Raw genomic sequence first — 14,665 nt, forward strand, 5'->3', positions numbered from 1 at the left:
AGTCACCCGAGCGTCGTGGGCTGTTCCTCGACGAGTTCGGCCACCTTCGCCCCGTACGTCCGGAGCCAGCCCGCCACTTCGGTCTCGTTGAACCGGCCGGGGTCGAAGGCGAAGTTGAGCGAGAGCGAACCGTCCAGCCGGTCGAAGGCGACCACCTCCAGCTCGCGCAGGACCCGGCTGCGCGGCATCGGCAGCCCGTGCGGACGCTGCAGGCCGGCGTCCTGGAAGTCGATCTGGTGATAGCGCCTGCCGTGCGCAGCGCTCGGCTGCGGCTGGTTCTGGTAGATGAAGTGGATCGAGAAGACCTCGGCGAGCTGCTTTCCGGCGAACGGCTCGACCGATTCGATCAGGTCGGCGAAGGGGTACATCCGGTACTTCGCGAGGTCCCGCATCCGCTCGCTGATCAGCGCGTGCAGACCTTGGGCCGGACCGGCGCCGGTCAGCGAGATGCGCAGCGGCATCGGGCTGATGAACACGCCCAGGCAGGTGTCGTCCTCGCCGCCCTGGCGGCCTGCGGTCGACGTGCCGATCAGCAGGTCGTCCTTCCCGGTGACCTCGGAAAGGAACTGGGCGAACGCGGTGAGCAGGACGTTGTAGACGGTGACGCGCTGGTGCTGCGCGTACGTGCGCACCGCGTCGGCCTGCCCCGGGGCGAGCAGCAGGTTCACGTACCGGCTGGAGTCGCCGGACCCGGCCGGCGAGCTCGGCGCCAGGGTCGCCGGGAGCCCCGTCGGGGCGCCGGCGCCGCGGAAGACGGAGCGCCAGTGGTCCCGCGCCTCCTCGATCCGGCCGTCCGCGACGTACGCGCGCTGCCGGGCGGCGAACGCCTCGTACTGGGGGGCGGGCTCCAGTGTCGCGGGGTCCGTGCCCTGTTCCAGGGCGTGGTAGACGCGCTCCAGGTCCTCGAACAGGAGGGAGATCGACCAGCCGTCGGTGGCGATGTGGTGCAGGTGACCGATGACGAGGTGCTCGGTCGGCGACAGGGTGAGCAGTTCCAGCTCGAAGGGCACCTCGGACTCGAGGTCGAAGAACCGCATCGACCGCTCGACGGCGGCGTGGACCGCAGCCCGCACCTCGGCCTCGCCCAGACCCTGCAGGTCCTGCGTGCGGGTCGGGGGACGCCAGTCGGTCAGGCTCCGCTGCAGGGGCGGGCTGCCCGGCTCGTAGACGCTGCGCAGCACGGCGTGGCGGCGGCTCAGCTCCGTCAGTGCGGCCTCGAAGAGTCGGTGGTCGAGCTCGCCGGTCACCTCGAAGAACAGGTCGACGTTGCCCAGTTGTTCCTTCGCGAGGCCGAACCAGCGCTCCTGGAGGCGGGAGGTGACGCTCACTGCGCCGCCGGTCCGCGCCGCGGGTGCCTCCTGTTCCCCTGCCGGCTCCTGCTGCTGCTCCTGCTCCGTACCGCCGCCGTGTTCAGCCTGGACCAGCACTCGGAATGCCCCGAAGTCCTCGGCCTCGAACAGCATGTGCGGAGCGAGCGAAGTGCCGAGCGCCGCATTGAGCTGGGAAATCAGGAGGATGGCGGATATGGAATCTCCGCCCGCCTCGAAGAAGTTGGTGTCGTCGTCCACTTCGCAGCCGAGCATCGTGGCCCAGCCGTCGCGTACGACCTTTTCGATCTGATCCACTGTTCCCACCCTAGAATTCGTTCTTGGCGTTTTGGCCGGCGTCGCTTTCCTCACCGCACATGCGGGTCAGCGCCGCCAGGAATTCCCGGCCGAACCGGCGCACCGTGCTCTCCTCGAAGAGGGCCGTCGCGTATTCGATCCGGCAGTCGTAGTCGTCGTCCGACTCGTCCAGGTAGAGCGTCAGGTCGAGCTTGGAGACCCGGCTCTCGACGTGCAGGGGCGTGACGTCCGTGCCCAGCAGGGAGAACGCGGCGCCGTGCGCCTCGTCGTAGGCGAGCATCAGCTGCGGGGGCCGGCCGCCGACCTCGACCCGCGTGACGCTCGGCGCCTCGTACGCCCGCTCCAGGGCGCCCCGGATCCCGTCGAGCAGCTCCGGTGCGCGGGCGCCCTGCTCGATCTCCACGTGCAGCGCGACCGTCCGCATGAAGCAGCCCAGGACGTCGTCGGACACCTCGTCACCGCGGTTGGCGACGGGAATGGACACGGCGAAGCGGCGTTGGTCCGTCCAGGAGGCGACGACGTCCGCGAAGGCCGCGCAGCACAGCGTGAACGGGGTCGTCCGCAGCCGTCGTGCCCGGCCCCGGACGCGTACGGCCAGATCGTCCGGTACGTCGACGCGGAGCGTGGCGCCGTGGCCGTCCGCCCGCTTGGGCCTCGGGTGGTCCGTGGGCAGTTGGGCGGTCGGGTACCGGTGCGGGGGCGGGGCGTGCGTGGCGGGTTCCGGCGCCGCCACCGGGGTCCGGCTCACGGCGGCGTGGGGCGCCGCGCCCTGCGAGCGGGCCGCGTACGCCGTGCTCAACGAGGCGAGCAGCGGGCGCAGGGACTGTCCGTCACAGACGGTGTGGTGGACCGTGAGGCTCAGTACGTGACCGGTGTCGCCGACGTCGAGGAGGAGGGCCCGCAACAGCGGTCCGCTCGCCAGGTCGAAGGGCCGGGCGCCCTCGTCGCCGAGGTGGCCCGGGACGAGTTCCTCGTCCGTCTGGACAGTGGCCAGCTCTACGCGGCTGAGGGCCGGTCGGGTCTCGGTGAGTCGCAGCGCACCGTTCTTGTGCTCGAACCCGATGCGCAGGGCCCGGTGTGCGGCGACCACGTCGTGGAGCGCGCGGGCCAGGGCTTCGACGTCCAGTGCGCCCCGGATCCGGAACGCCAGCTGGATGTTGTAGAGCCCCGGTGCCGGGGTGCACTTCTCGTGCAGCCACATGGCGGCCTGGGTCTCGGAGGCCAGGTCGACACCGACGCCGCCGGTGGTGGTCGGCGCCTGCTCCGTTGCATCCGGTGCATCCGGCTCGGCGGCCGCCCGGTCCACGGCGCGCGCCAGCGACTCGACGGTGACGGCGCGTGCGAAGTCCGCTCGCCGCAGCCGTACGCCGTACGCGGCGTTCACCCGGGCGATCACCCGCATCAACGCGAGGGAGTGGCCTCCTCGTTCGTAGAAGTCGTCCAGGACGCCGAAGTCGCGCTCGCGCAGGACCTCGCGCCAGATCCGCTCGACCGTCTTCTCGACCTCGTCGCGCGGGGCCACCGCACCGGATCGGGTGCCGGGCCGGGCCGGCTCGGGCAGCAGTCCGTGGTCGGTCTTGCCGCTGGCGGTGCGGGGGAACTCCGCCAGGACCGTGAACGTCGAGGGCAGGGCGTGCGAGGGCAGGTCCCGCAGCATCCGGGCGCGCAGCTCGCCCGCGTCGGGCGGTGTGCCGGGCGTTTCGGGCACCACGTACGCGGCCAGCTCGCTCTCGCCCGCGCGCACCCACACCCGTACGGCGGCATCCCGTACCCCGGCGCACTCCTTGAGTACGGCCTCCACGCCCTCGGGCTCGACGCGGAAGCCGCGGATCTTGACCTGGCGGTCGCGCCGGCCCAGGTGGTGCAGGGTGCCGTCCGGGTCGAGGCGTGCGAGGTCGCCGGTGCGGAAGACGGTGGTGCCCGTGGCCGGATGGCCGGGCAGGAAGCGGTCGGCGGTCAGCTCGGGTGCGTTCGCATATCCGTTGGCCAAGGACGGTCCGGCCAGCAGGAGTTCACCGGCCACTCCGTCGGGCACGGGCCTCAGGTCCTCGTCGACGACGAGGACGCGGGTGCCGCGGATCGGGCGCCCGATCGGTACGCGTGCCTCGCCCGCGGCGTCTTCGTCGGTGAGCAGGTCCCGGGTGTCGTACGTCGTCACGTCGGCGGACGACTCGGTCAGTCCGTACTGGTTCAGCAGCGTCCGTCCGGGCAGGGCCGTGCGGAACAGCTGCGCGAGGTCCCGGTCGAGGGTCTCCCCGCTGCACGTCCAGATCTCCAGGACGGGCAGGCGTGCGCCCAGGTCCGGAAAGCTGGTGAGCAGCGCCCGCAGTAGCGACGGCACCAGGCAGATCCGGGTGACCCGGTGCTCGGCCAGGAGTTGGACGAGCAGGTCCAGGTCGAGCGAGGCGTGGGCGGGCGGCAGGACCACGGGGATGCCCTGCGCGAGCGAACCCCAGACCTCCCAGAGGGAGTCGACGACCGACGGCGCCGTGTTCTGGACCGAGACGTCGCTGCTGGCGAACGGCTGGGCCTCCCACATCCAGGTGCACCGGTTGAGGGTCGCGCCGTGCGAGCCGACGACGCCCTTGGGGCGCCCCGTCGACCCCGACGTGTACAGCACCCATGCCGGGTCCTGGGGGGCCAGCGGCACGGAGGTGAAGGCCTCGGCGCCCGCCGTCCCTCCCCCGACGCCGTCCGCCGGGCGCCGCCCGTCGCCGACGAGGCACCACGGCCGTCCCGTCGCGCGCCCGGCCGCCTCGTCGGCGGTGACCACCGCCTTGACGTCGCTGTTGTCCAGGACGAAGGCCCGGTGGTGTTCCGGAGCGGCGGGGTCGACCGGGGTGTATGCGGCCCCAGTCTTCCACGCGGCGAAGGCGGCGACGACGAACTCGGGCGAGCGCGGCAGCAGCAGCCCCACCACGTCGCCGGGGCCGACGCCCTGCGCGGCCAGGTCGCGGGCGAGTCGGCCCGCCACCCGGTCCAACTGCCCGAGCGTCAGCCAGCCGGCGTCGTTCCGGCCCACCGCGAGCACGTCGGGGCTCGTGCGCGCGCGCTGTTCGACGAGATCCCGCAGCAGTGCGGCAGTCTCGCTCATGACTCAACCTCATTCCCGGCTTCGTGTCGGTTCGTCGGACGGGCCGCGGGCCCGGTCAGCCGGAGTCGGCGACCTTGGTGACCAGAAGGGCGATCCGCCGTGCGTACTCGTCGAGTTCGCTGACCGCCACGTACTCGCCGTCGGTGTGGGCGCCGTGGCTGTCCAGGCCGCCGGGGCCGCAGACCACCGTGTAGTCGGCCGCGTCCTGGCCCCAGATCGCGTCGCTGGTGAAGGCTTCGTCGAGCTGGTCGCCCGCGAGCCGCTCCAGGCCGCACTCCGCGAGCAGTGCCTCGTACTCCGACGACCGGTTGCGCAACGACGGCAGGCCCTGCTTGAGCCACCGCCAGTGCAGTGCGTCGCCGAGATCGGCGGCCCACTCGCGGGCGAACCGGCTCGGTCCGTACTCCGCCTTCACGCGCTCCACGGACGCGGCGAGGATCTCCTCCACCCGCTCGTGGACGACCTGGGCGTAACGCGTGTCGCAGTAGGCGAAGTTGACGAGCAGGCGCCCGCTTCCGTACACGCGGTTGTGCTGGAGGCCGGTGTGCAGACCGGCGACACAGCATTTGATGTCGCGGTTCTCCACCAGGTCCTTCAGACCGGAGGCGAGGTCCGTGGCGACGGCCGCGAGGACGAGCGTGGCGTTGGCGTTCTCGTACGGGAAGTCGTCCGTGCTGTCCGGAGCGTCCATCGTGACTTCGAGCGTCATCGTCGCGAACGACGTGTCGTGGACGAGCAGACCGGTCGGCTCGGCGAACACCAGCAACGATGCCTTGTCGCGCTTCGCCAGCGCCGGCTTGGTGCCGTAGCACCCCATCGCTCCGCCTTCTTCACCCGGTACGGAAAGAATGACCGTACGGACTTTTCCGGCGAGATCCGGATTCTGGCGGTATGCGTACGCTACACCGCAGACAACGGCAATTCCAGCCCCTTTGTCGTCCACCGCGCCCCGCGCGTGAATGACGCCGTCCCGGAATTCGACCGGAAGGTGCGGGGATACCGTGTCGACGTGGAAATTGATGACGACCGTCTTCTCCGCGTCGGCGTCACCGATGCTCGCCGCGACGACCGGCTGGTCGCTCAGCCACCCCTCGGCACCGGCGTGTTCCCGCACCAGCACCGGGGTGTGCGGGTCCGCGAGCAGCGCCGTGACGTCGGCGGTCTCCCAGGACACCTCGAATCCCCGGTCCCGGGTGAATTCCGCGAACATCTCCTGCGCCCGCCGCGTCCCGGCCGGGTCGCCGCCCTCCAGCGGGCTCACGCTGTCGGTTTCGAGAAACCGCAGGAGGAACTCGATCGCATCATTGTCCATCATCATCCGGTCAAACCTTCTATGCATGCGGCGACGCTCTTGTACAGCGCTTCGCCGTCCTCGCACTGAATTCCCAGGTGCGGCTGCACCAGGAGGTGCGGTTCCAGGCTCAGCGTCATTTCGGGGTATTCGCTCAGGACGAGTGCCAGCGTGTCCGCGACGCGGGCCCTCCCTTCGCCGGGCAGGCAGGGCACGGCCTCCCCCTCGCGCAGTCGCGCGTCCTTGATGTGTACGTGCCGCACGTACGGGAGGACCGCCCCGGCCATCTCGACGGAGTCGTAGCCGTACCAGACGCCGTTTCCGGTATCCATGAGGAAGGCGAGGTGCTCGTCGCCGGCCTCCCGCATGAACAGCTCCGCCGAAGCCGCGTCCCGGCCGCCCCAGCCGACGCAGTTCTCGTGCAGGAGACGGCGGTCGTAGGCCTTGGCCAGGTCCCGCAGGGCGAGCAGGCGGCGCACCGATTCGGCCTGCCACGCCTCGTCGGTCAGCTCCGCCCGTCCGTACGACATCACGCGCACCGATGGCGTCCCGAAGAGACAGGCCAGCTCCAACCAGCGTTCGGCCGTCGCCAGGTCCTCCTCCAACGTGGTGGCGGCGATGCTCCCGGCGCCGACCGGGCTGTCCAGGGCGACGACCGAGAGTCCGGCGTCCGCCAGGGAGCGGGCCATGTCTTCGGTCTCGGGCCACGCGTACGCGCCCAACGAGCGGCCGGCGACCGAGCGGAGCTCGATGCTCTTCAGTCCCAGGGCCTCGGTGTTGGCGATCTGCTGCTCCCAGGTGAAGCCGCACTCGTCGCCGATGACGGACAGCCGGTCGCGCCACCCTTCGTTCAGCACGCCGTGCCCTCCGCGCCGTCGTCGACCTCGGCTGCGATCCGGTCGAGCAGCAACCGGGCCTGCACCTCGTCCATGCGGTTGTTGAAGCCGACCTGGGCATGCAGATAGGTACCCAGACCGTCGCGCCCGTGGTTGCGCAGCACGCGCAGACGCCGGGCGGTCTCCTCCGAGCAGGCGACGATGCCGAAGTCACCGGCTCCGTACCCGTAGTCGCGGGCGGCGTGGACGACCACCGCGTCCGCCGCGGCGACCCGTCGGGCGACCCGCTCCTGGCGTACGAGCGAGGCGAACTCCCCGATGCCCACGACCTCGGCGGTACCGACCGCGCCCGGGCACTGCGCAGCTTCTGCGGGCACCGTCAGGTCCCTCACCAAGAGGGATCCTTGAACCGGAACCCCATCGGCCCACAGTGCGCTCGCCTGCTGCACGAGACGGCCCTCGCCCTCGACGACGGCGCGCACCGCGGCACCGGCGTCCGACGCCACGGTCAGCGGTGCTCCCGCGAACCCGGCCCGGCGCACCAGCATCAGGCCCACCGGTCCGCTGCTCACGCAGACCGCGCTCTTGCCCGTGACCCCGCTGACGTACTCTTCCAGCGCCCGCACCTGCGGGCCGACGATGAACGACTCGTCGCGCACGGCGGCGTCCATGTACAACAGGACCGTGCGGGCCAGGTCACGCCCCGCGGTAGAAGTCGACGATGCTGTCGCAGACATGTGCTGCCTCCTCTTCCAAGAGATCCGAATACAGCGGCAGGGCCAACACGCGGGTGGACGCGGCCTCGGCGACCGGCACGGGCTGCGCGCAGTCCGCGACGTCCGCCAGGCACTCCTGCCGGGACAGCGGCAGCGGGTAGAAGATCTCCGTCGTGATGCCACGGGCCTTCAGATGGGCCTGCAGCTCGTCGCGGCGGTCGAACTCGCCGACGTAGACGTAGCCGACGTCCTCGGGCGACAGCTGCGGCAGCTGCCGTACGCCCTCCGTGTCGCGCAGCCGCCCGTCGTAATAGGCGAACAGCTCCCGGCGCTTGTCCTTGAAGGCGTCGAGGAGCGGCAGGCAGGCCTGGACGACGGCCGCCTGGATCTCGTCGCACCCGTACACGCTCGCCGATCCGTCGAGCCGCCCCAAGATGGCGTCGAATTGCTCGAGTTGGGCCGGGTCCGTGGCGATGACCGCCCCGGCGTCGCCGAGCGCGCCGATCGTCTTGCTGGGGAAGAAGGAGAGCACTCCGCCGCGCGCGGCCGTGCCCGCCACGCGCCCGGCCCGGCTCATGCCGATGCCCTGCGCGCTGTCCTCGATGAGGAGCAGCCCGCGGTCCTCGCAGAGGAGGCCGAGGCGCTCCATGTCCGCCATGGTCGTGAACAGGTGGACGGCGAGTACGGCCTTGGTGCGCTCGGTGACCGCCTTTTCGACGGCCTCCGCGGACACCGTGTAGGAGTCCGGGCGGATGTCCACGATGACGGGGCGCGCGCCGACGTGGATCACCGCGGCGACCGACGCGAAGAAGGTGTACGCCGGGACGATCACCTCGTCGCCGGGGCCGATGCCCTGCTGTCGGAGCAGTACGAGCAGCGCGTCCGAGCCGCTGGCGGTCATGCGGACCCCTGCGCAGCCGAGCCGCCGGGCCAGCTCCTCCTCGACCTCGCGCACCAGGACGCCGTCGACGGGGAGGCCCTCGTCGATGCTCCGGGCGATGTTCGTCTCGACGCTCCCGCGCACCTGCTGCCAGGTCGTCGAGTTCCTGAAGAACGGTACGTTCGTCACGGAGCACCTGCCCGGCGCCGTGCGGCTTCCAGTACGTCGATGCAATGCACGTGCATGTCCACGTTGAATCTGGCCTGACCTTCCGCCGGCCCCGCCGTGTAGGCGGAGACCAGACACTCGGTGAGGGGGCGGTCCGGGATCTCGTGGATCCGCCCCGTGCTGTCGTGGTAAAAGCTCGATCTGTCGGCCTTGGTGAGCGGGAGGTCGACCCGCAGGTCGCCGCCGGAGCAGGCGACGCGCAGGCGCCTGGTCCGCAGTTCCTTGTCGAGGTGGCCGACGAGGGTTCCCATCACGCCGCTGCGGTGTCTGACGACCACGTACGCGCCGCCGGCGTGCGGCAGTTCGCGGCCGTCGGCCCACAGCGACCGCGACGAGGCCTGGAGGACGTCCTCTATCTCGCCGAACGTCCAGATCGCGGCGAGCACCTGGTGCGGCAGCTCCACCTCGAAGGCGCTGCTGTGACTCGTGTTCGACAAGGTCCGGCCGACGCGGTCCTTGGACTGCTCGAACTCGTAGTGCAGGGGCTTCCCGCCCCGGTCCAGGTCGCGGCGCAGACGGTCCACGCCCGACGAGAAGTTCCAGATGCCCACCGGGTAGAGGGAGGCGCCCGCACCCGCGCACGCCTTCGCCATCCGGCGTGCGGTGTTGCCGTCCGTCGTCAGGGGCTTCTCGACGATGATCCGCTTGCCGCCCAGCTCAACGATCTCTTCGACCACGGCCGCGTGGTCGGCGGGCGGGACCGTCACGTGGAAGACGTCGGACGCGGTGATCCCGGGGAGGTCCTGGAGGGTGGCGTAGACCGGCAGGTCATGGGCCTGCGGACTACGGGGGTCGACGGCGACGATCTCGTCGACCGCGTACCTGAGGTCGGATTCCTCGATGGCCGTTCGGTGGAGGTCTCGCGCCGCGTGCCCGTATCCGACGAGGACGGTCCTCATGGGCGCTCGCCGAGGGGAAGCGCGCAGAAGAAGCCCCCTACGTAGCGCTGCCCGAGGTCGGCCGACAGGTCCCCGGAGGCCTTCGCCAGCATCTCCTCGGCGAACACCTCCGCGTCGTCGCGCGGTACGTAGCCGATGTGCCTGCCCGCGTCGAGCGACCACCAGCGCCGGGTGTTGTCGGAGACGCCCCACACGATGTGGAAGCCCTCGGCCCGCAGCGACGCCTCGACCAGCCGCACGCAGTCCGCCGGGGAGAGCCAGGTGGAGAGCGACCGGACGTCGAACGGTTTGTCGTAACAGGTCCCGATGCGCAGGCAGACGACGTTCATGCCGAACCGGTCGTGGTAGAGGGCGCCGAGCGACTCCAGAGCCGCTTTGCTGAACCCGTAATAGGTGTCCGGCCGTGCGGTGATGTCGCCCGGCAGTTCACCCGCACCCCGCTCCTGGAACCCCGCCGCGTGGTTGCTCGACGCCAGCACGACCTGCTGGACGCCCTCCAGGCGCGCGGCTTCGAGGACCGTACGCGTCCCGTCGACGTTGACGTCGACGATCCGCTCCCAGCTGTCCTCGTCGGTGATGCCCGCGAGGTGCACGACGGCGCTCGCGCCGCGCATCGCGGCCCGCATCGCGTCCAGGTCGGTGACGGACGCCTGCTCACAGCCCTCGTCCGGAGTGCTGTCCGTGAGCCGCAGCGGATGCCGCAGGCCCTGCCTCAGCATCCGACCCATGTTCCCGGCCGCCCCGGTGATGAGTACCGGTTGATCCATAGTTCTTCCCACCCGCTTGTCGGTCGGCTCAGCCCAGGACGACCTGGGCGCGGAACCACTCGTTGATCTCGTGAAGCCTCTTGACGACGTCGTCCTCGGTTGCGCCACGCACCACCACCTCGCCGATGTGGACGTCGGATGCGGCGGTCGGCGCGTCGACCCGGTAGCCGACGCCCACCATGGGGCGCCCGGAGACCACCCCGTCCTGCGCGAGGAACTCCGCGCGGCTCGGAATGGCGCGTACGGTGCCGGTGCCCGCGGCCATCAGCAGGGCGTAGCCGTGCACCTCGCCGGAGGGTGCGGCGGTGACGGGGCCCGGGCCGCCGAACATCGTCTTCGCCCACTCCAGGTGGAGGTCGACGCCGAAGTGCGCAGAGACCAGCTGGTCGATGGGACCGCCACCGACGCGTCCGGCGCACTCGCTGAAGGTGACCTCGTCGCCGTGCACGAAGACCTCCATGTGGAAGACCCCGTCCCGGTGACCGAGCGCGGCCAGGGAGGCGCGTGCCAGCGAGCTGACCTTCTCGTACAGGGACGGGTACAGCACGGGGCGCAGCGCGATGCTGCCGGACAGTACGCCGGAGCGGAGCTCGATCACGTTCTGGAGGTACCGGCTGATGCCGAGGAAGAGCAGTTCGCCGTCGCGGACGATTCCGTCCACGTGGTGCTCGGCACCGGTGACGAACTCCTCCACCAGGAACGGCCCGTTGAATCCGGAGGTACGGAATTCGGCGATCGCGTGGCCGAATTCCTGCGTGTCCCGCGCCACATAGGTGTTCGCGCACGAGGCGCCCAGAATGGGCTTGACCACCACCGGCAGCTGGTCCGACACGCTGTCCAGCGCAGCGAGGTCGGGATGAATGCGACAACCCGCGACTGGAATATCTGCCTCCGCTATCCGGCTCTTCTGCAGGTACTTGTCCCGCAGCAGAGCCGCCGTCAACGGCTTTATCGGGCTCAATTCCGCACCGAGGAGCGCCGTGGCGACGAGGGAGAACTCCTGCTGGCTACAGACGGCGTCGAAATCAGAGGGGCTGAGACCCTCTCGCTGAAGAGCGCACAGGATCTCCTCCACATCCGTGCAGTCGGAGACCAGAACGGCGCTCTCCACCTCGGCCTGGTCGCCGAACCGGGCGTAGATGTCCGGGGTGGCCACGCACCACACCCTGGCGCCCAGCTCACGCAGCGCACTCAAGGTGGCGATCCTCCAGCCGATGAGGAGAACCCTCCGCGCCGGTACGGCTCGATCTTCACAGCCAACAGCTACCACGCCGACTCCCAGTGAGTGGAAACAACTACGGCCAGTCCGGGCCCGATTGGAAATTACTTACGTACCGACGCACCTTCAGGCCCGTCCGGTCGGACGGCGCGAAATAGCCGTCGAATCTGATGAAGTTGAGCGACCCGGCCGTCTCGACCAATCCTGGACTTCGCGAAGTGCGGCGTCATGCTTTCGAGCTGGCCCCTCCCGGCCATGGCACCCAGAGGCCACGTCGCGGCCCGCCGGATCCCGCAGAACCGGCGCGTCGGGGATGGGCCGCCTCCCTGACATCCGCGCCATCGGGGTTTGGCCTCTGGAGGACATGACCTGTAAGTGCCAGCCCGAAAGCGTGACGCGGCATCCTGCAGCAAACAGGATTGGGTCCAGACAGTCCGATCATGCGAGGTCGAGAGTGAATCGATACATCACGAACGTCTTTCGAGGGACGTTCCTTTCCGCGCTCTTCGTCATTCCGCCGATTTATGTCGCGCAGGCACCGGCCCAGGCGCCCGCCCCGGCCTCCGCCCTGGCTTCCGCCCAGGCAACGGCCGAGACAACGGCCGGGGCAACGGAGCAGGCGCCGCCCGGCAACTGGGCCTGGGACTGACGGTGCTCGGTGGGTCGTGTCGGCACGACCCACCGAGCACTCGCCGGGAACACGGCCTGGCGGCCCTCCGGCCGCGATCCGAGCCGCAGCAGCCCGTCGCGGCTGCTGCGGCCACCGACTTCTCTTACTAGGACGCTTCGTGAGCAACGCCCTCGAACTCCAGCTCATCCTGCAGGACTTCCCGGATCAAGCTGCGTTCTGGCAGCGACAGCGGACCACCTGGGCCGATCCCACGGCGCTGGTCCGCGACCACCTGCGCGACCACGCCGGCGGCCGCACCGCCGTCACCGTGGCGCTCCCGGACCACACGGCCCTCGCCGCCCGGTCCCTGACCTCCGGCGATCCGCTACTGACCCGGGTGCTCGGCGGCTCGGTGCTCGCCCTGCTCGCGGCGCGCGCCACCGATCGGGACGAGGTGACCGTGTTCCTCCCGCTGCCCGCGGCGGCGGGCGGAGACCTGGCGGTCCCCGTGACCATTGCACTGACGGACGACCTCACCGGGGAGGGCCTGCTCGGCTCGGCTCGCGCCGCCCTCGAGGAGGCGTCGGTCCACCTGGACGTTCCGCTGCACGCGCTCCTGGACGCGGAAGAGACCCGGCCCACCGATCTGATGCTCGCCGTGGGCGGCTGCCTCACCGAGGAGGACGCCTCCGCCCGCGGCTGCCCGCTCCTGCTCGACCTGCGTCTTGAGCCGGAGGGCGGATCCGGCTGGATCGAGCTGCTCTACGAAGCACGGTTGTTCTCGGGTGCCACTGCCCATCGCCTGGCCGAGTCCTTCGTGGAGTTCATGGGCCTGCTGCTCAAGGACCCCGCGCAGTCCGTCACCTCCCTCCTCCCCGCAACCGACTTCGAACGCTCCCTGATGAGACGTGAGTTCAACGCGACATCGGCAGCGTTTCCGGCGGACCGCACCCTGCACAGCTTCCTGGAGGAGCGGGCCGCCACCACGCCCGACACCGTGGCCGTCGTCGACGACGGCACGACCTACGCCCAGCTGAACACGGCGGCGAACCGCCTCGCCCGCACACTACGGTCCCGGGGCATCGGCGCGGGCGACGTGGTCGGCGTCTGCGTCCCGCGCTCACCCCGCATGCTCGTGGCGGTGTACGCCGTCCTCAAAGCGGGTGGTGCGTACCTGCCGGTGGATCCGACGCTGCCGGCCAACCGCATCGACTACATCCTCGGCCACAGCGGCACCTCGGTGGTCGTGGTGACCGACGAGACCGCGCACGTCGCGACGGGCCGCACGGCGGTCAACGCGGACGACCCGGCGGTGGAGGCCTCGGACGCGACCGACCTGGAGGCCGTGAGCGGCCCCGAGGACCTGGCGTACGTCATCTACACGTCGGGCTCCACCGGCCGCCCCAAGGGCGTCATGGTCGAGCACCGGGCCATCGTCAACCGCCTGTGGTGGATGCAGCGCGCCTACCCGCTGGGCTCGGACGACGTCATCCTGCACAAGACGCCGTTCACCTTCGACGTCTCGGTGTGGGAGATCTTCTGGTGGTCGCTGGCCGGCGCCTCGGTCGTCACCCTGCCCGGCGGTGACGAAAGGGACCCGCAGCGGATCGCCCGGCGAATCGCCGATGCCGGGGTCACCACGATGCACTTCGTTCCCTCGATGCTGCACGCCTTCCTGCTGTACACCACGGTCACGCGCGATGTTCCCGAACTTTCCTCGCTACGAAGGGTGTTCGCGAGCGGCGAGGCGCTCGCGGTGAGCCACAGCGAGGCGTTCACGCGCCGGCTCGGCTCCTCCGCACAACTGGTCAATCTGTACGGGCCCACGGAGGCCGCCGTAGACGTCACGTACCAGGCGTGCACCGACGTCGATACCACCCGCGCGGTCCCGATCGGCCGCCCGATCGACAACATCCGGCTCTACATCCTGACGAGAGCGGGCCAGTTGGCGCCCGTGGGCACCCCTGGCGAACTGTGCATCGCCGGAACCGGCCTGGCCCGCGGCTACCTCAACGCACCCGAGCTCACCGAGGAGCGGTTCGTACCGAACCCCTTCGAGGACGGGGGCCGCCTGTACCGCACGGGCGACCTGGCCCGCTGGCTGGACGACGGCACCATCGAGTACCTCGGTCGAATCGACGCCCAGGTGAAGATCCGCGGCTACCGCATCGAGCTGGGCGAGATCGAACACGTCGCCGCAGCCTGTCCCGGCGTCGTCGACTGTGCGGTCACCACGGCGACGAACAGGGCCGGCGCCGTCGCCCTGGTCGCGTACGTGGTCCCGGGCCCGGACTACTCGCAGACCCGCCTGCGCGAGGCGCTGGCGGCGGACCTGCCCGCGTACATGGTTCCGCGCCAAGTGGTCGAAGTGGACGGGATCCCCACGAACCACAACGGAAAGCGAGACCTGAAGGCGCTGACGCGAGCCTGATGCGGAACCGGCCCGTGTCCCGCACGTCGACGACGTGCGGGACACAGCCATGTCGCGCCCCGTGTCGGC

General features: G+C 70.4%; 10 protein-coding genes. 1 reads left to right on the forward strand and 9 read right to left on the reverse strand.

All coding sequences use genetic code 11. From position 1 onward, the window contains the following. Positions 1-2: 2 nt before the first annotated feature. From OG207_RS11980 to OG207_RS12020, 9 genes are read right to left on the reverse strand one after another with little or no spacing between them, the layout of a single operon-like run. Positions 3-1,625 carry a condensation domain-containing protein gene (locus OG207_RS11980; protein ID WP_329098463.1) on the reverse strand — a complete coding sequence of 541 codons (1,623 nt, stop codon included), beginning with the start codon at positions 1,623-1,625 and terminating at the stop codon, positions 3-5. A gap of 10 nt (positions 1,626-1,635) precedes the next feature. Beyond that, a complete protein-coding gene (locus tag OG207_RS11985; protein WP_329098465.1) occupies positions 1,636-4,719 on the reverse strand; it encodes an amino acid adenylation domain-containing protein in 3,084 nt (1,027 codons plus the stop codon). 55 nt (positions 4,720-4,774) lie between these two features. Further along, complete coding sequence (locus OG207_RS11990; protein WP_329098467.1) at positions 4,775-6,037, reverse strand: M20 family metallopeptidase; 1,263 nt, start codon at positions 6,035-6,037, stop codon at positions 4,775-4,777. Continuing rightward, the gene (locus tag OG207_RS11995; protein ID WP_329098469.1) at positions 6,034-6,867 is read right to left on the reverse strand and encodes a sugar phosphate isomerase/epimerase family protein; all 834 of its coding nucleotides are present in this window, start codon (positions 6,865-6,867) and stop codon (positions 6,034-6,036) included. Before OG207_RS11995 ends, OG207_RS11990 begins: the two co-directional genes overlap by 4 nt. Continuing rightward, positions 6,861-7,583 carry a DegT/DnrJ/EryC1/StrS family aminotransferase gene (locus OG207_RS12000; RefSeq protein ID WP_329098471.1) on the reverse strand — a complete coding sequence of 241 codons (723 nt, stop codon included), beginning with the start codon at positions 7,581-7,583 and terminating at the stop codon, positions 6,861-6,863. Before OG207_RS12000 ends, OG207_RS11995 begins: the two co-directional genes overlap by 7 nt. Then, a complete protein-coding gene (locus OG207_RS12005) occupies positions 7,543-8,631 on the reverse strand; it encodes a DegT/DnrJ/EryC1/StrS family aminotransferase (RefSeq protein WP_329098473.1) in 1,089 nt (362 codons plus the stop codon). The genes OG207_RS12000 and OG207_RS12005 overlap by 41 nt, the downstream gene beginning before the upstream one ends. Continuing rightward, positions 8,628-9,569, reverse strand: coding sequence for a Gfo/Idh/MocA family protein (locus OG207_RS12010; RefSeq protein WP_329098475.1), 942 nt, complete (start codon positions 9,567-9,569; stop codon positions 8,628-8,630). Before OG207_RS12010 ends, OG207_RS12005 begins: the two co-directional genes overlap by 4 nt. Further along, positions 9,566-10,336 carry an NAD-dependent epimerase/dehydratase family protein gene (locus OG207_RS12015; protein WP_329098477.1) on the reverse strand — a complete coding sequence of 257 codons (771 nt, stop codon included), beginning with the start codon at positions 10,334-10,336 and terminating at the stop codon, positions 9,566-9,568. Before OG207_RS12015 ends, OG207_RS12010 begins: the two co-directional genes overlap by 4 nt. Before the next feature lie 28 nt (positions 10,337-10,364). Continuing rightward, positions 10,365-11,531, reverse strand: coding sequence for an ATP-grasp domain-containing protein (locus OG207_RS12020; RefSeq protein WP_329098479.1), 1,167 nt, complete (start codon positions 11,529-11,531; stop codon positions 10,365-10,367). An 812-nt stretch (positions 11,532-12,343) separates the two neighbouring features. Between OG207_RS12020 and OG207_RS12025 the strand changes: the two genes are divergently transcribed. Next, positions 12,344-14,596, forward strand: a complete 2,253-nt coding sequence (locus OG207_RS12025; RefSeq protein WP_329098481.1) for a non-ribosomal peptide synthetase — start codon at positions 12,344-12,346, stop codon at positions 14,594-14,596. Positions 14,597-14,665: the final 69 nt, after the last annotated feature.

Source organism: Streptomyces sp. NBC_01439 (assembly GCF_036227605.1).
In the GTDB taxonomy this organism is placed as follows: domain Bacteria; phylum Actinomycetota; class Actinomycetes; order Streptomycetales; family Streptomycetaceae; genus Streptomyces.